The sequence below is a fragment of the Corynebacterium tuingiense genome (genome assembly GCF_046718165.1).
Taxonomy (GTDB): Bacteria; Actinomycetota; Actinomycetes; order Mycobacteriales; family Mycobacteriaceae; genus Corynebacterium.
Genome location: NZ_CP177101.1, coordinates 968,131 through 988,806 on the forward strand (window position 1 = coordinate 968,131; position 20,676 = coordinate 988,806).

At 60.6% G+C, this 20,676-nt stretch carries 16 protein-coding genes; 12 read left to right on the forward strand and 4 right to left on the reverse strand.

What is annotated here, in order from left to right; translation table 11 throughout:
• The first annotated feature begins 70 nt into the window (after positions 1-70).
• Together hutH and ACLI1T_RS04660 are read left to right on the forward strand one after the other, a co-directional pair.
• Positions 71-1,624 (forward strand): histidine ammonia-lyase, encoded by a 1,554-nt coding sequence (gene hutH, locus ACLI1T_RS04655; protein WP_411703163.1) that lies wholly within the window; start codon positions 71-73, stop codon positions 1,622-1,624.
• Position 1,625: 1 nt separating this feature from the next.
• Positions 1,626-2,288 (forward strand): flavin reductase family protein, encoded by a 663-nt coding sequence (locus ACLI1T_RS04660; RefSeq protein ID WP_349836680.1) that lies wholly within the window; start codon positions 1,626-1,628, stop codon positions 2,286-2,288.
• Here the strand turns inward: ACLI1T_RS04660 and ACLI1T_RS04665 are convergent.
• The gene (locus ACLI1T_RS04665; protein ID WP_411703164.1) at positions 2,271-3,077 is read right to left on the reverse strand and encodes an SGNH/GDSL hydrolase family protein; all 807 of its coding nucleotides are present in this window, start codon (positions 3,075-3,077) and stop codon (positions 2,271-2,273) included. The genes ACLI1T_RS04660 and ACLI1T_RS04665 overlap by 18 nt on opposite strands.
• 181 nt (positions 3,078-3,258) lie before the next feature.
• Here ACLI1T_RS04665 and ACLI1T_RS04670 point away from each other — a divergent pair, with 181 nt between their 5' ends.
• From ACLI1T_RS04670 to ACLI1T_RS04685, 4 genes are all read left to right on the forward strand, one after another.
• Positions 3,259-4,935 carry a urocanate hydratase gene (locus ACLI1T_RS04670; protein ID WP_023026308.1) on the forward strand — a complete coding sequence of 559 codons (1,677 nt, stop codon included), beginning with the start codon at positions 3,259-3,261 and terminating at the stop codon, positions 4,933-4,935.
• Positions 4,936-6,105, forward strand: a complete 1,170-nt coding sequence (hutI, locus tag ACLI1T_RS04675; protein WP_411703166.1) for an imidazolonepropionase — start codon at positions 4,936-4,938, stop codon at positions 6,103-6,105.
• A gap of 46 nt (positions 6,106-6,151) precedes the next feature.
• Positions 6,152-8,023 carry a DEAD/DEAH box helicase gene (locus tag ACLI1T_RS04680; protein WP_411703167.1) on the forward strand — a complete coding sequence of 624 codons (1,872 nt, stop codon included), beginning with the start codon at positions 6,152-6,154 and terminating at the stop codon, positions 8,021-8,023.
• Positions 8,024-8,169: 146 nt separating this feature from the next.
• Positions 8,170-9,408 carry an HNH endonuclease signature motif containing protein gene (locus ACLI1T_RS04685; protein WP_411703168.1) on the forward strand — a complete coding sequence of 413 codons (1,239 nt, stop codon included), beginning with the start codon at positions 8,170-8,172 and terminating at the stop codon, positions 9,406-9,408.
• Positions 9,409-9,416: 8 nt separating this feature from the next.
• On the opposite strand, the gene ACLI1T_RS04690 is transcribed toward ACLI1T_RS04685, so the two are convergent.
• From ACLI1T_RS04690 to putP, 3 genes are read right to left on the reverse strand one after another with little or no spacing between them, the layout of a single operon-like run.
• Positions 9,417-9,860, reverse strand: a complete 444-nt coding sequence (locus ACLI1T_RS04690; protein WP_349888005.1) for a DUF2269 domain-containing protein — start codon at positions 9,858-9,860, stop codon at positions 9,417-9,419.
• 56 nt (positions 9,861-9,916) lie between these two features.
• Complete coding sequence (locus tag ACLI1T_RS04695) at positions 9,917-10,483, reverse strand: HNH endonuclease family protein (protein WP_298695448.1); 567 nt, start codon at positions 10,481-10,483, stop codon at positions 9,917-9,919.
• 34 nt (positions 10,484-10,517) lie between these two features.
• Positions 10,518-12,089, reverse strand: coding sequence for a sodium/proline symporter PutP (gene putP, locus ACLI1T_RS04700; RefSeq protein WP_349837802.1), 1,572 nt, complete (start codon positions 12,087-12,089; stop codon positions 10,518-10,520).
• Positions 12,090-12,257: 168 nt separating this feature from the next.
• Between putP and ACLI1T_RS04705 the strand changes: the two genes are divergently transcribed.
• The 6 genes from ACLI1T_RS04705 to ACLI1T_RS04730 are packed head-to-tail and all read left to right on the forward strand — an operon-like array spanning position 12,258 to position 20,644.
• Positions 12,258-15,287 carry a DEAD/DEAH box helicase gene (locus ACLI1T_RS04705; protein WP_411703169.1) on the forward strand — a complete coding sequence of 1,010 codons (3,030 nt, stop codon included), beginning with the start codon at positions 12,258-12,260 and terminating at the stop codon, positions 15,285-15,287.
• Positions 15,288-15,291: 4 nt separating this feature from the next.
• The gene (locus ACLI1T_RS04710) at positions 15,292-16,113 is read left to right on the forward strand and encodes an SWIM zinc finger family protein (protein WP_284642036.1); all 822 of its coding nucleotides are present in this window, start codon (positions 15,292-15,294) and stop codon (positions 16,111-16,113) included.
• Between the two features lie 2 nt (positions 16,114-16,115).
• Entirely contained in the window at positions 16,116-17,231 is a 1,116-nt protein-coding gene (locus ACLI1T_RS04715) for a metallophosphoesterase family protein (RefSeq protein WP_411703170.1), read from the forward strand.
• Positions 17,232-17,236: 5 nt separating this feature from the next.
• Complete coding sequence (locus tag ACLI1T_RS04720; RefSeq protein ID WP_411703171.1) at positions 17,237-19,825, forward strand: AAA family ATPase; 2,589 nt, start codon at positions 17,237-17,239, stop codon at positions 19,823-19,825.
• Between the two features lie 5 nt (positions 19,826-19,830).
• Positions 19,831-20,337 carry a MarR family winged helix-turn-helix transcriptional regulator gene (locus ACLI1T_RS04725; RefSeq protein WP_023026318.1) on the forward strand — a complete coding sequence of 169 codons (507 nt, stop codon included), beginning with the start codon at positions 19,831-19,833 and terminating at the stop codon, positions 20,335-20,337.
• Entirely contained in the window at positions 20,324-20,644 is a 321-nt protein-coding gene (locus tag ACLI1T_RS04730) for a molecular chaperone GrpE (RefSeq protein ID WP_349887890.1), read from the forward strand. Before ACLI1T_RS04725 ends, ACLI1T_RS04730 begins: the two co-directional genes overlap by 14 nt.
• The last annotated feature ends 32 nt before the right edge of the window (positions 20,645-20,676 follow it).

The window sequence follows — 20,676 nt, forward strand, 5'->3', positions numbered from 1 at the left end:
CCATGCGGGCTAGCGCGTTAGGCTGTGACGTGAGCTATATTTTGCTGCCCTAAAGACACTAGGAGTCATCATGCCTAATGCATACCCATCCACCGTTACCGTCGGCGTCGGAGCGCTGACCATTGAGGAAGTCGTGGCCGTTGCCCGTTACGGCGCCACGGTAGAAATCTCCGCCGAGGCCCTGGACGAGGTCGCCTCCACGCGCGACCGAGTCGAAGAACTGGCCCAGGACCCCACGCCGGTCTACGGCATCTCCACCGGTTTCGGCGCGCTTGCCCGCCGCCACATCCCAGAAGAGATGCGCGCGCAACTGCAGCTATCCCTGGTGCGCTCCCACGCGGCCGGCACCGGTCCTGAGGTGGAAGAAGAAGTCATCCGCGCGCTCATGCTGCTGCGCCTATCCACCTTGTGCACCGGCCGTACTGGCGTGCGCCCCGTGGTGGTAGAAACCTACGCCAAGGCCCTTAACGCCGGCATCGTGCCGGTGGTGCGCGAATACGGTTCGTTGGGCTGCTCCGGCGACTTGGCCCCGCTGGCCCACTGCGCCCTAGCGCTCCTGGGCGAGGGCGAGGTGCGCGTGGGCGGCGAGCTCAAGGACGCCGGCGAGGCCCTTGCTGCCGCCGGCATCGAGCCGCTGGAGCTGCGCGAGAAGGAGGGCCTTGCCCTTATCAACGGCACCGATGGCATGCTGGGCCAGCTCTGCCTGGCCATCACTGACCTGCGCGCGGCCGCCAAGACCGCCGATATCGCCACCGCCATGACGGTAGAAGGCCTGCTTGGCACCCTCGTGGTCTTTGCCGATGACCTGCAGCAGCTGCGCCCGCACCCAGGCCAGGCCGATTCTGCCGCCAATATCCGCCAGGTGGCAGACGGCTCCGAAATCCTCGCCGCAGCTCTGGAGGAGTTCAAGAAGAACCAGGTCCAGGATGCGTACTCCGTGCGTTGCGCGCCGCAGGTGGCCGGCGGTTTCCGCGATACCTTGGCACACACCGCGCAGGTAGCAGAGCGCGAGCTCGCCGCCGCCGTTGATAATCCGGTGGTGGCCAAGGACGGCCGCGTGGTCTCCAACGGCAATTTCCACGGCGCGCCGGTGGCCTATGCGCTCGATTTCCTCTCCATCGTCACCGCGGATCTGGCGTCCATCTCTGAGCGCCGCACCGACCGCTTCCTGGATCCGGCCCGCAACCGCGGTTTGAATGCCTTTCTTGCCGATGACCCCGGTGTCGACTCCGGCCACATGATCGCCCAATACGCCCAAGCGGGCATCGTCAGCGAATTAAAGCGCCTGGCCACACCGGCCTCGGCCGATTCCATTCCTTCTTCTGCCATGCAGGAAGACCACGTGTCCATGGGCTGGTCCGCCGCCCGCAAGCTGCGCAAGGCCGTCGATGGCCTGCAGCGCGTGCTCGCCGTGGAGATCCTCACCGCGGCGCGCGCCATCGACATGCGCGAGGGCACGCCCGCTGGCGGCACCGGCGCGGTCATCTCCGCCCTGCGCGAGACCATTCCTGGTCCCGGCACCGACCGCTACCTCTCGCCAGAAATCGAGGAGACCGTGCGCCTAGTCAAGTCTGGCGCGCTGATCGATGCCGTCGAGGCCGCTACTGGAAAGCTGCGTGGTTAATATGTCTTCCTTAAAGTGGAACCCGCAGTCCGAGCCGAACCCGTTGCCGTATTCGCCGTTTAAGTCCAGCACGGTGCCGCGCCCCATTGGGTGGTTGTCCAGTGTTGATAGCGAGGGCCGAGAAAATATCGCCCCGTATAGCCAGTGGCAAAACCTCACTTTTGACCCACCCATGGTGATGTTTTCTGCCAACCAATACCCGGATGGTCGGCGAAAGGACACTGTGCTCAATGCGGAGGAAACCGGCTGGTTTGTGTGGAATATGGCAACCTATGACCTGCGTGAAGAGGTTAATAAGTCCGCGCAGGTGCTCGAGCACGGCGATAGCGAATGGGAGCGCTTGAATGTCACCAAGGAATACGCGGAGAACTACCGCATACCCATGGTGAAAGAATCCCCAGTGAAGTTTGAGTGCGAATATAAGACCACGCTGCGCCTGCCGGGAAATTCCAAGGTCGGCACAATAGACCTCGTGGTTGCAGATGTTAAGACCATCCACATCGATGAATCCGTTGTTGATGAGGATGGCAAGCTCGATATCGTCCGGATTAAACCCATTGCACGCATGGGCTATTTCGACTACACGGTGGTTACCGAAAAGTTTGAGATGCGCGTTCCCGGATCGGACGACGCCGCCCGCGCCGGGCTAGAGGGCTCTGCCTAACGCCTCGGCCATCGCCGCCTGGCCCGCGTGGGTGGGGTGCATGGGGAAGGAATCGGTATCCTGCCCCGTAAAGTCCACCCACGGCTCATCCGAGCAGGCGGAGTGCTGCGGGGCATCGTCAGGCAGCACGTAGGTGGCGCCATTGCGTTCGGCGGCTTCGCGCACCGCTTTGTTGATGCGCTGGATGGTATCTGCCAACCACTCCCGGTCTGTGGCCGGGATTTTTTCTATGAAGGGGCAACTCTCGCCTGGATTGATGAGGGGTATATAGCCGGTGGCAATGACCTTCGCCTCAGGTGAGCGGTGGGCGATTTCCCCGTAGACCTTGTCTAGGCGTTGGGGCAGATCGTGCAGCTCCAGTTCTATCTGCGGGCCGGATTCGTCCTGGCATATATCGTCCGTTGCGCATTGGGTCAGACGCACAAAGCTGGCATCGTTGCCGCCGATGCTCAAGGAGACAAGGGACGTATCCGCGGCCAGTGCGTCCACCTGGGCGGGGTGCTCGCCCGCGGAGGATAAAACATCGAGTGTGCTCGCGCCCTGGCAGGCGACGTTGCGGAAAGAGCTCGTGGCGATGTCCTGCGCAGCGATCTCCGGATAGGAGTCTTGTGCTCTGGCGCAGGAATCGGGCGGATCGAGCGGGAGCGTCGTCGAGCCCATCGCCGCGTAGGAATCCCCGAGGGCCACATAGTTTTCTGGGTCTTCTGTAGCATCTGGAGCTTCTTGCGGCTGGTTGGAGCATCCTGCCAGCAGGCAGGCGGCGGCGAGGGCGGGCAATACGTGGCGCATGGATGCCATCGTAGCCGCAGAGTCTGAAATGCCAGACAGTTGGTGACTGTGCAAGCTCTAAATACGTTGTGCATCACACTAAATTGATATCTGTGACGCTCGCCAAGCCCCCGGGAGACAGCCCCGGGAAACCGGCCTTGGGGTAGGGCACGGCGTCGATAAGCACAAGCGAAAGGAAGCCATGTCTGAACCACGCGAAGTCCGCGCACCCCGCGGCACCGAACTCAACGCAAAATCCTGGCAAACCGAAGCGCCACTGCGCATGCTGATGAATAACCTCGACCCAGAGGTGGCAGAGCGCCCCGAGGACCTCGTGGTCTACGGCGGCACCGGCCGCGCAGCCCGCAGCTGGGAGGCCTTCGATGCCATTGTGGAATCGCTGAAGGACCTAGAAAGCGATGAAACCCTCCTCGTCCAATCCGGCAAGCCGGTGGGCATCTGGAAGACCAATGAATGGGCGCCGCGCGTGCTCATCGCCAACTCCAACCTGGTGGGCGACTGGGCCAACTGGGAGCACTTCCGCAAGCTCGAGGACGAGGGTCTGATGATGTACGGCCAGATGACGGCCGGTTCCTGGATCTACATCGCCACCCAGGGCATCCTCCAAGGCACCTATGAGACCTTCGCGGCCGTGGCCAAGAAGCGCTTCGAGGGCAGCCTGGCCGGCACCCTGACCCTGACCGGTGGGTGCGGCGGCATGGGCGGTGCCCAACCGCTCGCCGTGACGCTTAACGGGGGAGCAGTGCTCATCGTGGACGTGGACGAGCACCGCCTGCGCCGCCGCCAGCACAAGCGCTACCTCGATGAAGTAGTCACCGATTTGGACGAGGCTCTGCGCTTGGTGCTCGATGCCAAGGAAAACAAGAAGGCCCTTTCCGTCGGCCTCGTGGGCAACGCCGCCGAGGTATTCCCAGAGGTGCTGCGCCGCCAGCGCGCCGGGGAGTTCAAGGTAGACATCGTCACCGACCAGACCTCCGCGCACGACCCACTGTCCTACCTGCCCACCGAAATTACCGTGGATGACTGGCAGTCCGAGGCCAAGGCCGATCCCACGACCTTTACCAAAAAGGCCCGCGAATCCATGGCCGCACAGGTCCAGGCGATGGTGGAATTCCAGGACGAGGGCGCTGAGGTCTTTGACTACGGCAACTCCATCCGCGATGAGGCCCGCCACGCCGGCTACCAGCGCGCATTCGAGTTCCCAGGCTTCGTTCCCGCCTATATCCGCCCGCTCTTCTGCGAAGGAATGGGCCCGTTCCGCTGGGCAGCGCTGTCCGGCGATCCAGAAGACATTAAGGTCACCGACCAAGCCCTGAAGGAACTATTCCCGGAGAACGAGCACCTGCACAACTGGCTGGACGCCGCCGAGGAATACGTCGAGTTCGAAGGCCTGCCCGCCCGCATCTGCTGGCTCGGCTACAACGAGCGCCACAAGGCCGGCCTGCTCTTCAATGACCTCGTGCGCGAGGGCAAGATCAAGGCCCCCATCGTCATCGGCCGCGACCACCTCGACTCCGGCTCGGTTGCATCCCCGTACCGCGAGACCGAAGCCATGCTCGATGGCACCGACGCCGTCGCTGACTGGCCGCTGCTTAATGCCATGACCGCCGTATCTTCCGGCGCGACTTGGGTTTCCCTCCACCACGGCGGCGGAGTGGGCATGGGCCGCTCCATCCACGCCGGCCAGGTCACGGTTGCCGATGGCACCGATCTCGCCGCCGCCAAGCTGCGCGCCGTGCTGACCAATGACCCAGGCATGGGCGTTATCCGCCACGTCGATGCCGGGTACTCTCGCGCAGAGGAAGTAGCCAAAGAACGCGGCGTTCGCGTACCCATGGAATTTAAGGCAAGGGATTAAATGAGCACACTTTTTACCGGAATTTCAGAGCTCCGCACGGTCAGCGAGCACGGCACGCTTAACGATGCCGCCCTCATCGCCGACCACGGCACCATCGCCTGGATTGGCCCCGCCTCCCAGGCGCCTGCCGCCGATGACCAGGTGGACCTGGGCGGGCGCGCCGTCCTGCCCGGTTGGGTGGATTCGCACACCCACATGGTCTTTGACGGTGATCGCTCCGCCGAGTTTGAAGCCCGCATGTCCGGCGGCTCCTACGAGGCAGGCGGCATCGCTGTGACCATGGACGCCACCCGGGAGGCGGGGGCGGAGCGCTTGGATAAGCTCGTCGCCGAGCGCGTGGCCGCTGGCCGCCGCGGTGGCACCACCACCTTCGAGACCAAGACCGGCTATGGCCTCAACACGGAATCTGAAGTGGAAGCCGCCCGCGTAGCATCCCAGCACGTCGACGACGTGACCTTCCTCGGCGCCCACCTCGTGCCGCCGGGAGCGGATGCGGAAGACTACCTCGATGAGGTCGTCGGCCCAATGCTGGACGGCGTTGCCGAATATGTCCAGTGGATCGACGTCTTCTGCGAGCGCGGCGCGTTCAATGAAGAGCAGTCGCGCCGGGTTTTAGAAGCCGGTAAAAAGTTGGGCCTTGGCCTGCGCGTGCACGGCAACCAGCTTGGCGAGGGCCCGGGTGTTAGCCTCGCGGTCGATCTCGGCGCCGCCTCGGTGGACCACGTGAATTACCTGAGCGATAGTGACATCGAAAAGCTCGCCGCATCCGAGACCGTAGCGACCATGCTCCCGGCCTGCGATCTTTCCACGCGCGAGCCCTTAGCGCCTGGCCGTGCGCTTCTCGATGCCGGCGCCACCCTCTCCATCGCCTCCAACCTCAACCCAGGTACCTCCTATACTTCGTCGATGAACTACTGCGTGACCACGGCCGTCCTGCAGCAGCACCTATCCGTCGACGAGGCCATCCACGCCGCCACTACCGGCGGTGCCACGGCGCTGCGCCGCCATAATGTGGGCAACGGACTCGACCCGCAGGGCCGCCCCGCGAAGGGCACCCTGGTGGAAGGAGCTGCCGCTGACCTGCACGTGCTCGATGCTCCCAGCGCGGTGCACTTGGCCTACCGGCCGGGCATGCCGCTGAGCTACCGCACGTTCGTGGCGGGGGTATAGCGAGGAATGGAGTTTGCCGCCGGTATCGCGTAGGGTTGGACGAGCAATGAGCATTACCGATAACGCCACCGGCGGCGTAAACGAGCCGGAAGATTTTAATAAGTCGGAATCTCAGGACAACTCGCAAGGTGTCAACCAGGACACCAGGGCTGCGAATACTTCTGAGGGCACCGGCGCTGAGTCCAAGGACTCGGCCAACGACAACTCCCAGGGGTTCGAGCACGTCGGCCTGCCAGATAAAATTCTGCAAGCCGTTGCGAAAGTAGGCTTTACCACGCCGTCCCCCATCCAAGCAGAAACCATCCCGATCCTGATGGAAGGCCGCGACGTCGTGGGCCTTGCACAGACCGGTACCGGCAAAACCGCAGCCTTCGCGCTGCCGGTCTTGTCCCAGCTTGACCCGCAAGCGCGCCACCCGCAGGCACTCGTCCTCGCACCAACCCGCGAGCTCGCCCTGCAGGTTGCAGACGCCTTCCAATCTTTCGCGGAAACCCTCAAGGGCATCGAGGTTCTTCCCATCTACGGTGGCCAGGCCTACGGCATCCAGCTGTCTGGTCTGCGCCGCGGAGCCCAGGTCATCGTGGGTACCCCGGGTCGCGTCATCGACCACCTGGAAAAGGGCTCGCTTGACCTGTCCCAGCTGCAGTTCCTCGTCCTCGATGAGGCCGATGAGATGCTGAACATGGGCTTCCAGGAAGACGTCGAGCGCATCCTGGAAAGCACGCCGGACCGCAAGCAGGTGGCGCTTTTCTCCGCCACCATGCCTAATGCCATCCGCCGCCTGTCCAAGCAGTACCTGCACAACCCGGCGGAAGTAACCGTTAAGTCCGAGCGCCGCACCAATGACAACATTAAGCAGCGCTTCCTGCTGATTCCGCACCGCGCAAAGATGGATGCCTTCACCCGCATCCTCGAAGTCATTACCTATGACGCCATCATCGTCTTCTGCCGCACCAAGCACGAGACCGAAGAGGTGGCCGAGGCCTTGCGCGATCGCGGCTACAGCGCCGCTGCCATTAACGGCGACATCGCCCAGGCGCAGCGCGAGCGCACCGTCGACCAGCTCAAGGATGGCCGCCTAGACATCCTCGTCGCTACCGACGTCGCCGCGCGTGGCCTCGACGTGGAGCGCATCACCCACGTGGTGAACTTCGATATCCCGAACGACACCGAGTCTTACGTGCACCGCATTGGCCGCACCGGCCGTGCCGGTCGCTCCGGTGAGGCAATCCTGTTCGTCACCCCGCGCGAGCGCCGTATGCTGCGTTCCATCGAGCGCGTGACCAACGCCCGCCTCGAAGAGATGGACCTGCCCTCCGTCGATGAGGTTAATGAGAAGCGCAAGGAAAAGTTTGCGCAGGCCATTACCCAGTCCATGGACAACAAGCAGGCCTATTTCTTCCGTAACTTGGTACGCAAGTACTCGGAAGACAACGATGTTGCCATGGATGACATCGCCGCTGCGTTGGCCGTCATGCACCAGGGTGGCAAGAACTTCCTCTTGGAAGACAAGCCTTTGCCCAAGCCAAAGAAGGACCGCCGCGATCGCGATGACCGCAAGCGCGACCGCGACTTCAAGGGCGGCGGCAAGAACCGCGGTGGCTCCAAGCGGCCAGATGGTGACTTTGAGACGTACCGGTTGGACGTCGGCAAGCGCCAGAATGTCCGCCCAGGTGCCATCGTCGGCGCAATCGCCAACGAAGGTGGCCTGTCCGCCAAGGACTTTGGCCGCATCACCATTGCGGTGGGGCACACCCTCGTGGACCTGCCGAAGAACATGGACCCAGCTGTGCTGGACCGTCTGAAGGATACCCGGATTTCTGGGCAGCTCATCAAGATTCAGAAGGATACTGGTCGCCCGCCTCGCCGTGATGGCGGCGGCGGTGGACGCAAACATGGTGGTCGCTTCCGCGACTAATTAAACCTCCAAAGGGCCTCTTTTAGAGGCCCTTTTTTCATGCCCTGTGACCTGCGCTTTTACTATAAATGGGGGTAGTGTGTCAAGGCGGTTTTGTATGGTGTATGGCGAAAGCATGTGCTAGTAAATCTCTCGAAAGAAAGTCCATGAATGCGCCATATTATGCCAATACCAATCCGGAAAATTCTACCTCCCGTGCAGCTACAGAGATTAGGAAAGCGGAATACCAGTTCTGGGAGAGGCTTCACCCTGACCCGGATGATGATATCGAAATTATTAGCCAATCCCTTTCTGACTTAACTGGGGCGCGTCAGTCCCGAATTAGAAATATTATCTTCGCCTTCGAGCGATTAAAGGAGCTGCCGCGGCTGCGCGCCCGGCAAGAACAGCATTTCCATTTAGATTTAGACCGCCTGATTACGATTGATCAAACCCTAGCCAAGCTCGGCGCCATTGATGCGGAGAAGAAGTTCACTATCGATGACGCCCTGACCAACTACTTAACCCCAACCCGCCCCAATCAAAAGCTGCCCTCGCACCGCAATCTCCGCCGCAAGTTGCGCGAGCTCATTGTGCGCCTGGATCCCTCTATTGCCGCGCGGGATCCGCGCCGCAAGCAAGCCTATAGCGTTGAACCTACAGGCGGGGAGTGGGCCGCGGTCTGTCTGGACGTCGGGTTAGAGACCGCGGAGATCATCGACCGCAATATTCGGGATATCGCTACGGACAAGGACCTCACGATGGCTGAGGCCGCAGTGGAGTTGCTGACCGGAAAGGCGCAGGCAAAGGCCAAGGTCGTGTTGAATATGTATCGCTGCGACCTGCCGGATGCACCCGCGTTTGTACAGAACTTAGGCTGGGTATCGTCGGAGACCGCGGATGACCTACAGGCTCGGGCGACTACGACAAGGGATATGGAGAAGGCCGGTCAGGCGGAGAGCCCTAACTATGTGACGCCGCCAGATATCCGGGCGTTTGTAGAGGGGTTGGATGGCACGTGCCGGTGGCCAGGCTGCACGCGGCCGGCGGTGGCTTCTCAGATGGACCATCGGCACGACTTTGCAGATGGTGGGCCGACCTCGGCGGCAAACCTCACTTGCCTGTGCCAGCACCATCACAACATAAAGACCGATGGGAGGGCGTTTTATATCAAGGACCCGATAAGCGGGGACATCATCTGGCTTTTCGATGACTCTACGTGGGTCTACGACTCCGCGAGCGGACCGCTGGCACCGAAGAACCGCAGGTGGGCGCAGACGGTGGCGCAGGCCACGCAGAAGCGGCGGGAGAATGCGCACGCAGATGCGCAGCAACTAAAAGAAGAGCTTAGGGAGGAATCCACGCATGAAAAAGGGGACAGCGATGACACTGTCCCCGAAAAATAAATGGCTTCCTAGAGGTACATCAGGATAAGGCAGATGATCCACAGGAGGTTGAAGACGCCGCCGAAAGCGGACAGCGACTTCTTAATGGAGCCCAGATTGGCGGTATCGCCGGACTCTAGGGCTGCCTGCGCCGTACGCTGCTTAGGAAGGATGAGGAAGAAGAGCAGGCACCACGCGATGATGGCCACAAGGATGGCGATGTGGAAGTTGACCTGGCTCTTGAAGGTTTCGATATCAGACAGGAACACAGCAAGACCAAGGACCGGCACGAGGGCGGAAATATAGCCGTAAGTGTTGGTGATGTTGTGCAAGTTGCGGGCGGCTCCGAGGGCCGTCTTATCGCCCTGCGCTGCGCCCTGCAGCTGGGTCTGGTAAATGGAGGTGGAAATGCACACGGGGCCAAGCAGGACGATGGCCGCTGCCACGTGCAGGAAAATGAAAAAAGTAGTCATGGAGGATGCCCTTCAGTTAAGAAAAGTTGCCTTGTTCACCCTAATCAATTTCCCTGCTAGAAATCGAACCGACATTGCCTTCTCATTGCACGGACGTCCGCACGGGGCAACGGTAACTCGTACTTTCGCGCGATTTCTGCGAGGCGCCGCGAATAGTCGCATCGGTTGGCGGGCGGCAGCCACTCAGAGGGGAGGGAATCGGACTTTTCCTGATTGAGCTTACGGCTGGTCGCCACTAAATTGAGGGGGTCGTTGGCAAAACGCCTCTTGGTGTCTTGGTCCCATTCTGCGGCACCCATGTCAAAGGCGGCAGAAAGAGGGAAGATGTGGTCGACCTCAATGGGGGAGGTGGCTGAAATCGTCTCGCCCGCGTAGGGGTCATAGATCGTGCCGGATTGCGGCCGGCAGTCAGCGAAGGCCTCGCTGGCCTGGTTCTCCATGATGGCCTCCCGCGTGGTGCAGGCGCCGTTGGGCTGCCAGCCGCCAAACTCGTCGCGGTCGTAGCCCTGCAATTCCGCGCGGGATGGCACGGTGGAGACATCAAAACGCGGAAAAGGCCACGCATACCATGCGATAACGAGAGCGGTTATGCATGATAGCGCGGCCAGATAATAGGACTTCATGTCCTATTGGACTCCGCGAGATGCGGAAAGGTTCCTACTTGTTATCGGAAACCTTTTCTGCTGCTTCCTCGAAGTCCAGGGAGTCGTCCTTCTCAACGAGCTTGGCAAGCTTCTCGGCTTCCTCGAACTCGTCCAAGACTTCCTGGTCTGGCTGCTTGGTAGCCAAGGTGACCAGAACGGTGACGATGAGTGCGGAGAAGAAGCCCGGAACCATCTCGTAGAGGGAATCGCCGAGCGGGGACATGCCCCAACCGATGGCGACGACTGCACCGGTGACCATACCGGCGATTGCACCGGTTGCGTTGAGGCGCTTCCAGTACAGAGCCAGGATGACCAGCGGACCGAATGCGGAACCGAAACCAGCCCATGCGAAGCCGACCAGGCCAAGAATGGAGTCGGACGGGTTGATGGCCAGGATTGCGGCGATAACCGCAATGGCCACAACGGCGGTACGGGACAGGTTAATCAGGATTCGCTCGGCAGGCTTGCGCTTTGCGATGATGAGGTAGAGGTCCTCGATCAGGGAAGAGGAAACCACGAGCATCTGGGAGGACATGGTGGACATGATCGCTGCCAAGACTGCGGTCAAGACGAAACCAGCAGGCAATGGGTGCATCATGGCCTGAGCCATATCCAAGAAGATGGTCTCGAAGTTCTCTTGGTCAGTGATGGTCTCACCGAACTGGGTGAAGTACACGGTACCGGTAAGCGCAACGAAGATGGCGCCGATGACGGAAAGGCCCATCCAGGTGATGCCGTAGAAACGGCCCTGCTTAGCGTCGGAAGGCTTACGCAGCGCCATGAACCGCACGATGATGTGCGGCTGACCAAAGTAGCCAAGGCCCCAAGCGGCGTTACCAACGATAACACCAGCGGAAACGCCAGCGAAGAGAGAGAAGTAGTTATCGTTTGGCTCTAGTGCGCCGTCGGTAGCGTAGTTGTTTTCGGTAGCGAAGGAGAAGATCGCGCCGGCATCGTCAAGAGCGAAAAGCGCCATGATTGGCACGATCAGCAGGGCGACGAACATGAGCATGCCCTGCATAGCATCGGTGTAGGACACTGCCAAGAAGCCACCGATGAAGGTGTAGAAAATGGTCACTGCGGCGATGACCAACATACCGGTGATGTAGTCGCCACCGAAGGTGGACTCGAAGTAACGACCACCGGAGACCATGCCGGAAGAGACGTAGAAGGTAAAGAAGAAGATAATGATAACTGCGGAGATAATACGCAGCAGGCGTGACTTATCGCGCAAACGGTTCTCGAAGAAGGAGGGAACCGTAATGGAATCGCCCGCAACCTCCGAGTAAGCGCGAAGACGCGGCGCAATCCACTTCCAGTTAGCCCATGCACCGATAAGGAGGCCGATAGGCATCCACAGCTCGGAAAAACCGGAAAGGAAGAGCGCGCCAGGCAGACCCATAAGCAGCCAGCCGGACATATCTGATGCGCCGGCGGAGAGAGCAGCTACGAATGGGTGCAGGCCACGGCCGCCCAAAACATAATCGTCATATTCGTCGGTTTGTTTGTAGCTCCAGTAGCCAATGGCTGCCATTACGAGGAAGTACACAATCATCGCAATGACGTACCAAGTTGATTCTTGCACGTTTCACTCCTTGTAGTGATTTATCGGACATATACACGTTAACGGTGACTTAAGGTTCACCCAAGCTAAAATACAGCTGTGGCGTAGATCTCTGGTGATGTTTTTCACCATTTAACTGCGCAAAGACGTGAATATAACGAGCTTGTAACAAAACTAAACCGGGCTGCTATGCTGGCCGTTATGGCTTCTTACCTTGTGCATGGCCTTTGGCTGCCGGTCTCGGGGCTTGGTCTATGGATTGAGCAGGTAGAAGGGCACAAGATTGTTATGCCTTCGGCCGTCCCAGAGGGGACGTTCCCACAGGCAGTCGATGCCATCTTGGCTAAGAAATCTTTCCGGAACCGGGCGCGGGTATCGCTGCGGACCCCGAAGGGCAAAGACGTCTCGCTCATGGTGCCCATGGCCATGTTTGCCCCGGAAGAAGCGGTAGAAACCCTTGCCCAGCTGGAATACCTGGATCATCATCCACCGGCATCGATTGCGCCGGATCTGCACTGGCTCATCCACGCATATAGCGGGCTGAGCAAGTTTGTCCGCGCGGGCAGGGTGACGTTCCGGCTGGCGTACCAGGCCAACGAGTGGTTTCCCATGTGGCAGCTTGCCTCGGGTTTGGGCGAGCGCGGTTGGCTCGCAGAGATGATGGCTGCGGCACCGGGGATTCTCCACATAAATAATAGAGCCCTTTCGGATGACCTAGCGGATGAACTGACGCATTGGATTGCCAACCGGGAATTGCAGCCGCTACTTAATGAACCACGGCCCATGCCTTGGCATGACTTCGCCCGCGCATTGCTGACGACGGCCCCCATCCGCTGCGGTCGTGCGCAACTGCTGCGTGGCCTCAATGAATGGAAAAATTCCATTTACCAGGTGGAACTCCAGCTCGTCTACATCGTGGAGGAACCGGCAGAACAGGATCCAGGAGATGCAGCGTGGCCGATTCGGGTGCGCGTGCGCTCTGGAACGGATTCGCCGCGGCCGGTATTGGCGGATGAGTTGGATAGGGCGAGCATCGAGAAGCTGCGCGAAAACCACCGTAAGGCCGTGCATGCGGCGCCGAGCCTGGGCCAGAGTACGCAAATGCCCCAGCCTGGCGACGGCGATTGGGATGTCTACCTGGACACGGAGCAGCTCACGCAGTTTATTGCACACGAGGTGCCCGAGCTGAAAAAGCGGGGCATTACCGTCATGCTGCCCAAATCGTGGGCGCAGATGGATACGAAGGCCAAGCTGGAAACCCGCGAGGCCAGGGATCCGGCAGAGGCCGCCACGAAGAAGCACATCGGCATGAATCAGCTGGTGGACTATAACTGGCGCATGTCCGTGGGCGATGTGGAGCTTACCGAAGCCGAGATGGACGAGCTGGTCAATTCCAAGTCCGGGCTCATTCAGCTGCGCGGCAAGTGGGTCATGGCCGATACCCAGGTCGTGTCCAAGGTTTCTTCTTATATGGAGGAGCTTGCGGATAAGTCCCGCGAGCGCGCCAAGAAGGAGCTCGAGCAGCTGGCTGCATCGGCGGAGATGGCCAAGAAACTAGGTGAGCCGGGCTGGCAGCAGCTCATGGCGGAGGTCGAGCGTCGCCGCGCGGAGTTCAATGAGAAGAGCGAGCACCAGGTCACGGTGGCGGAGCTGCGGGAGCTGGCGCTCGAGTCTATGGCCCAAGAGCCGATCGAATTTACCGGCAGCACGTGGCATACCGCGTTGCTTGGCGGTATGGATACGGTCGCACCTAAGCGGGTGGACATCCCGGAGACCGTCCACGCGGAGCTGCGCGAGTATCAGCGCACGGGCGTGGACTGGCTGTATTGGATGTCGCGCAATAATATTGGCGCCGTGCTTGCCGATGACATGGGGCTCGGCAAAACACTCCAACTACTGTCCCTTTTGGCGGTGGAGAAGGAGCGCGGTGAACAGACCGGGCCCACCTTGGTCGTTGCACCCACCTCCGTGGTGGGCAATTGGGCCCGCGAGGCCCGTCGCTTCGTGCCGGATTTTAAGGTCATGGTGCAACACGGCGCGGGGCGTCCGGGCGGGGAGAAGTTCCTCGAGGCCGCCGCGAAAGCAGATCTGGTCATTACGACGTACGGCACCGTGAGCCGGGATTTCAACCTCTTGGGCGAGGTGTCCTGGCAGCGTGTGGTCCTCGATGAAGCGCAGGCTATTAAGAACTCGGCCACGCGTTCCTCCAAGGCGGTGCGTTCGCTGCCGTCTGAGCACCGCGTGGCGCTGACCGGTACTCCGGTGGAAAACCGGCTATCGGAGATGCGCTCCATCTTGGACTTTTGCAACCCAGGGATCCTGGGCACGGCGTCGTTCTTCCGCAATCACTTTGCCAAGGCCATCGAGCGCAATAACGATGAGGAGATGTCTGAGCGCCTGCGCGCGCTGACCGCACCTCTCATCCTGCGCCGCGTCAAGACCGATCCCAATATCATCGATGACCTGCCGGAAAAATCCGAGCAGATTTTTACCGTATCCATGACCACCGAGCAGGCGGCTTTGTATAAGGCACTGGTCAATGAGGTGAAGAAGAGCTTGGAGGATGCTACGGGCATCAGCAAGCGCGGCATCGTCTTGGCCTCTTTGACCCGCATTAAACAGATCTGCAATCACCCAGCGCACTACCTGGGGGATGATTCGCCGGTGGTTATCAAGGGCAAGCACCGCTCGGGCAAGGTGAAGGAGCTGATGCGGATTGTCGATGCCGCCACCGAATCCGGCGAACGCCTGCTGATCTTTACTCAGTACAAGGCCTTCGGTGATATCTTGCAACCCTACCTGAGCGGGCAACTGGGCCATGAGATTCCCTTCCTACACGGCGGGGTGACCAAGAATAAACGCGACCAGATGGTGGAGGACTTCCAGGCCGATGATGGCCCACAGGCGATGATCCTTTCGCTCAAAGCAGGCGGCACGGGCCTGAACCTAACCGCGGCATCGATCGTGGTGCACATGGACCGCTGGTGGAATCCCGCGGTGGAAAACCAGGCCACGGACCGCGCCTTCCGCATTGGTCAGCGCCGCAACGTGCAGGTGTATAAGATGATTACCGCTGGCACGTTGGAAGAATCCATTCAAGACATTTTGGATGGAAAGACGCAGCTGGCTGGTGCCGTCGTCGGCGAAGGCGAAGGTTGGCTCACGGAACTGGAGCCGGACCAGCTGGCAGAGCTCATGAGTTACCGGGGAAAGGAGTAAGCGGATGGCCGTCAAGGGTGATGACAATGTCATCTACGCAAACTTTGGTACCCGCAAGCGCGTGAGCACCCCGGATGAGGTCAACCATGTTGACCGCAGCGGGCGTCTGTTGTCCAAGACCGCTGCTCGGATTTCTTCCTTTACCAGCCATGACGCGGACCGGGGGCGGATTACCCGCGGGCGCCAGTACGCAGAAGGCGGTCACGTCGTGGGATTGGAGATCCGTAACGGTGCCATCCATGGGCGCGTGGCCGGTTCCCAGAATGAGCCGTTTTCCGTACTCATCCAGCTGCCGTACCGCGATAATGACGATATCGCGGCACTCGCCGGGCAATTCGCGCGCACGCCCAATTCCGTAGCGAATGCGCGCAAGGGCCTGCTGTCTGAGGACGCGCTGGATACCTTGTTCGCCAGCGACGCCGAAGATCTGCGTCTTTCCTGCACGTGCCCGGATTCGGCCTATACGTGCAAGCACATCGTGGCGGTGGGAGATAGGCTCGCCACCCGCGCGGATGCGGATCCCGCCGTGATTTTCAATATGCGCGGGTTGGATTTTGCGCGCCTGGAAAAGGCCGTCATGGAGCAATCGCAGCAGGTCTCCCGCGAAAGCTTCGGGGCCAGCGATCTATCCGCGGAAGAAAAGAACGACGTGTTCTGGAATGGCCGCGAGATGCCTAAGCTGCCGCACCCCAAGGTGGCCCCAGCATTGGAAGATTCCGATCCTGACCTCTTGCGCAAGGCCCTTCGAGCCGTATCGCATACCAATATTGATCTCTTGCGCGCCGTGTCCGATATTGAAGACCTCTACTACCACTTAACGCACTGATTATGACTGCAACGACCTTTATCCACACGTCCGACTTCCAGCTGGGAATGACCCGCTGGTTCTTGAAGGGGGAAGCGCAAGGTCGTTTCAACGATGACCGCGAGTCCGCCATCATGCACCTAGGCCAGCTCGCGGAGGAGGTTGGCGCGCAGTTCATCGTCGTTGCGGGCGATGTATTTGAACACAATGCGCTCTCCCGGGAAATCTTGGCGCGTGCCACCGAGATGTTTAAGCGCTTGCCCGTGCCGGTATATGTGCTGCCGGGAAACCACGATCCGCTGGTCGCGGACTCGGTATTTTATCGTACCAGCGCAGATAATGTGCACGTCATCGCGGATTCAGAGCCCATCGAGGTGGGCAAGGGCGTGGAATTGGTGGGCGCGCCGTACCTGTCTAAGCGCGCCAACCACGATTTGGTGCGCCAGGCCTTGGAGCCGCTTGAACCCACGGAAGGAATCCGAATTGCCGTGGGCCATGGCCAGGTGGATTCGCGCTCTAGCGGGGGAGATGCCGATACCATCGACCTGGAATTCGTAGAGCAGTGCTTGGAGCGCGGGGTGATCGATTATTTGGCGCTGGGCGATACCCACTCGACGGCCAGCCTGGGAAAGACCGGCCGCGTCTGGTTCTCTGGCAGCCCGGAGACTACGGACTTTAAGGAATGTTCCACCGGTGGCGGCGAGGCCGATTCCGGGAATGCGCTGGTGGTAAGGATTGAGGGGGAGGTCATAGACATCGATAAGCGCAGCATCGGGCGCTGGACGTTTGAAGCCCTCGATGCCTCCGTCAATTCCACCGAGGACGTCGAGCGCTTCCTGCGCAGCCTGGAGGAGTACCCGGATAAGGTGCGCACGGCGATTAAATACAGCCTGCAGGGGACCCTCGGTATTGCGGCGCACGCCCGGCTGCAGCGCGGGCTGGATGAGTTGGAGGCGGTCTTCGCCTCGCTGCGCCCGCGCGAGCGGACCATGGACCTGTTCTTGGAACCGAGCGAAGACGAACTAGCCAACCTGGATATTTCCGGCTATGCCGCCGATGCCCTGCAGGAGCTGCTGGATAACCACGAGGATCCGGTGGCCCGCGACGCCGCCAACCTGCTATTTCGCCTGGAAGGATAAACCACATGCGCATCCACAGCTTAGAGATTAAAAACGTTCGCGGCATCGAGCACCTGGTTCTAGATGACCTGCCAGAAACCGGGGTGGTGGTCATCCACGGCGAGAACGAGGCCGGTAAATCCACCATCGTGGAGGCCCTTGATGTGGTGTTGACGGAAAAGCACACGGCGCGCCCCAGCGGCATCCGGGACCTGCAGCCTGTGGGCAAGGACGTATCGCCGGAGGTCATTGCGGATATTTCCGTGGGGGAGTACCGCTTTCGCATTGCCAAGCGCTGGTTGCAGAAGAAGTATTGTGAACTGGCCATATCGTCCCCGCGCCACGCGCAGTATACCGGCCGCCAGGCCGATGATGAGCTGGAACAGATCTTGAGTGAGAACATGGATCGCCAGCTTCTCGATGTCCTCTTTATGCGCCAGGATGACTCCAATGACGCTATCTCCGCGGTGGGCATTCCCTCGTTAACGCAGGCCCTCGAGCAGGAGTCCGGCCTGGCTGAGGACGAGGTATCCGGCGATGATTCCCAGCTCTTGGGCAAGGTAGATAAGGAATATAAGCGCTACTACACGGAAAAGACGGGCAAGCCGGCCGGCGAGTATAAAAAGGCCCAAGAGACTTTGGAGCGTGCCGAGCAGGAGCTGGAGGAAGCAACCGCTGCGGTGCGCGGGCTCGATTCCGTGGTGGAGCGCTACGAGCACCTGGAACACCAGCAAGAAGAAGCCGAAGCGCAGCTTCCCGCAGCCCGCAAGGATCTCGCAGAGAAGCAGTCCGCCGCGGACGAGGCCGTGCAGGCTCAGCACCAGGTGGATGTGCACAAGGCGGAGCTCACCCGCGCCAAGGAGGATTTCCAACGCGCGAAGGACGCGCAGTCTAAGCGCCAGGAGATGGCCGAGGCACTCGAGACCGCCGGTACCGCAAAGTCGAGCGCTGCGGATAAGCTCACATCCGCCCGCGAGAAGGCCGCAGAGGAAAACGAGAAGAAAGAGGCGGTGGAAAAGAAGCTTGCCACCGCGAAGGAGGACTACGCCACCGCGCGCGTAACGCTCAAACAGGCGCGGGCTTATCAGGACAAGGAGACCTTTCAGCGCCTGGATAAGCGCCTGCTTAAGGTGGAGGAATTGGCGCAGGGTGTGGAGAAGGCCCAAGCGGAGATAGCCCAGCGCGGGCGAGAGATGACGGCCGCGGATGTCGAGGAACTCCGCAAGGCGGATGCCGATTTGTCGTTGGCCAAACGCCTGCACGATGCCACCGCCGCTAAGGTGGAATTTTCCGGTCCGGAGGGCGCGGAGATTGGGGTGGATGGGACGCAGGTGGACATCGGCAAGCAGCCCGCAATTGAGCTTGTCGATGGCCGCGAGATCACCATCGGCGATATCACCGCCCGCTTCGTGGCCGGCGCGTACTCTTCCGATAAGACCCAGCGCGAGGTGGATCAGGCCGAGGCGCGCCTGCAGGAGCTTTTCGATGCCACCGGCGTGGCATCCATCGCCGCCGCAGAGAACCTGCACAAGGTGCACGGCGAGCAGAATGCCGCCTTGGATGTGGCAACGCGCAAGCTCGAGAGCGAGTTGGGGCCGGATGATTTAGGTGAATTGCGCGCCCAACACGCGGCGCTCAAGGAGAAGGTTGCCGGGCTCGATGATGCCCCAGCCAAGGATTTATCCGCTGCGGAGGAGGCGGAGGAAGAGGCGCGCGAGCTTGTCGATGCCCTCGACCGCGAGCTTATTCCCTTCCGCGATAGCCGCATCGCCCACGACGTGGTGCGCCTGGAAGCCGAGCTCGAGGCCGCCACCGAGAAGGCGGAGCGCGCCGAGCGCGAGCTGGCTGAAGCGCGGGAGAAAACTTCCGATGCCGGCTTGGCAGAAGAAGCGGAGCGGTTGGGTGCGCTGGTGACCCGGCTGCAGGAACAGCTATCTGAGATGGAGGCCGTGGACCTGGCCACCGCTCAGAGCTTGGTGGAGGGTGCGCAATCGCACCTAGAGTACCTGCAGAACCAGGTGCAAGATACCAAGGTGGAGCTGGGCAAGCTGTCGAGTGAAATTAATTATCACTCCGGCGCGGCAGAGCGCGAGCAGCAGGCGCAAGCGGAAGCAGAAATGGCGCAGGCGGTGCTAGAAAGCGTGGAAAAGCGCGCGCTGGCGGCGCGTTACCTGCGCGAGCTGCTACTCAAACACCGCGATGCCGCGCGCCAGCGCTATGCCGAGCCATTCGTGGCGGCACTCGCCCAGCTGGCCCGCACCATCTATGGCGGGGACATCAGCTTTGAATTGGCAGACGACCTTTCCGTCACCGCCCGCACCCGCGATAATGAAACGGTGGCCATGACCAGTCTGTCCGGCGGCGCGCGCGAGCAGTTGGCCATCCTTACCCGCTTTGCCATAGCGCGCTTGGTGGCGGGGGAGGAAACCGTGCCGGTCATTGTCGATGACGCACTGGGCTCCACCGACGCCCACCGTCTGCAATTGATGTCCACACTGTTCTCACAGGTAGGCCGCGACAACCAGGTTTTGGTCTTTACCTGCATGCCGCAGCGCTATTCGCGGGTGCCTGGGCGTAGCGAGCGCGACATCGCCATGCTGAAGGGGGTAATCTAGTCTTTATGTCTGAACAAACCCGCTGGTTAAACGATGATGAACAGGAGCTATGGCGCCTATTATTGGCTGCGACCCGCAAGATAGATAGGGGCATGGACGAGACCCTTAAGGCGGGCGGGGAGATCTCCGTGTCCGAATTCGCAGTCTTGGTATCCCTTTCGGAAGCCCCAGATCAGCACCTGCGACTGCGCGATCTGTGCACGGAACTGGCTTGGGATCGCTCGCGCGCCTCCCACCAGGTCACCCGCATGGAAAAGCGTGGGCTCTTGGTCAAGGAAAAGACCACCGATGATGGCCGCGGGGTCAACGTGCACATCACGGAGGCTGGGCTCCACCACCTCGAGCGCGCGGCCCCCGAACACGTGGAATCCGTCCGCCGCTTGGTATTCGATCATCTCCACGAGGATGACGTTCCCGCGCTCAAGCGCTTTTTCCACGGGGTATTGCAGGTCAATAACATCCCCGGCTATTCGGGATTCGTCCCGGATTCTTTATTAAATGGAGGAAAATAATACCGCCATGATGGGACAAGAACTTTTCGAGCACCCTAAAAAGCAGCATAAAACGTATGGCTTAACGGCCTTGGGTGAGCTGGGCCAGCGCATTGGTGACCCAGAGGCTTTTGCCGAGGACCGTGCCGATGCCGATCAGCTTGCCGCGATGGAGGAAGCCCTGGAAACCTATCCCGATTCCGCGGTGACCTTTGATGAGGATGCCGATGCCTGGATCGTGGGCGCGGAAGAGGATATCGAGAAAATGTTCGCGGACCGCGAGGCATTCCTTGAGGCTTTATTAAATGACGAAGATCCGGGGATCTAATGCCACCGCGGAGACCATAAACTGTTAAAATA

Bases quoted from the DNA above. Each gene is read 5' to 3' on its own strand.
- ACLI1T_RS04665 (WP_411703164.1), bottom strand. From the start codon at position 3,077: ATGCGCCACGTATTGCCCGCCCTCGCCGCCGCCTGCCTGCTGGCAGGA.
- ACLI1T_RS04690 (WP_349888005.1), bottom strand. From the start codon at position 9,860: ATGACTACTTTTTTCATTTTCCTGCACGTGGCAGCGGCCATCGTCCTG.
- hutH (WP_411703163.1), top strand. From the start codon at position 71: ATGCCTAATGCATACCCATCCACCGTTACCGTCGGCGTCGGAGCGCTG.
- ACLI1T_RS04695 (WP_298695448.1), bottom strand. From the start codon at position 10,483: ATGAAGTCCTATTATCTGGCCGCGCTATCATGCATAACCGCTCTCGTT.
- ACLI1T_RS04660 (WP_349836680.1), top strand. From the start codon at position 1,626: ATGTCTTCCTTAAAGTGGAACCCGCAGTCCGAGCCGAACCCGTTGCCG.
- ACLI1T_RS04710 (WP_284642036.1), top strand. From the start codon at position 15,292: ATGGCCGTCAAGGGTGATGACAATGTCATCTACGCAAACTTTGGTACC.
- ACLI1T_RS04725 (WP_023026318.1), top strand. From the start codon at position 19,831: ATGTCTGAACAAACCCGCTGGTTAAACGATGATGAACAGGAGCTATGG.
- ACLI1T_RS04685 (WP_411703168.1), top strand. From the start codon at position 8,170: ATGAATGCGCCATATTATGCCAATACCAATCCGGAAAATTCTACCTCC.
- ACLI1T_RS04715 (WP_411703170.1), top strand. From the start codon at position 16,116: ATGACTGCAACGACCTTTATCCACACGTCCGACTTCCAGCTGGGAATG.
- ACLI1T_RS04670 (WP_023026308.1), top strand. From the start codon at position 3,259: ATGTCTGAACCACGCGAAGTCCGCGCACCCCGCGGCACCGAACTCAAC.
- ACLI1T_RS04720 (WP_411703171.1), top strand. From the start codon at position 17,237: ATGCGCATCCACAGCTTAGAGATTAAAAACGTTCGCGGCATCGAGCAC.
- ACLI1T_RS04705 (WP_411703169.1), top strand. From the start codon at position 12,258: ATGCTGGCCGTTATGGCTTCTTACCTTGTGCATGGCCTTTGGCTGCCG.
- ACLI1T_RS04680 (WP_411703167.1), top strand. From the start codon at position 6,152: ATGAGCATTACCGATAACGCCACCGGCGGCGTAAACGAGCCGGAAGAT.
- ACLI1T_RS04730 (WP_349887890.1), top strand. From the start codon at position 20,324: ATGGAGGAAAATAATACCGCCATGATGGGACAAGAACTTTTCGAGCAC.
- hutI (WP_411703166.1), top strand. From the start codon at position 4,936: ATGAGCACACTTTTTACCGGAATTTCAGAGCTCCGCACGGTCAGCGAG.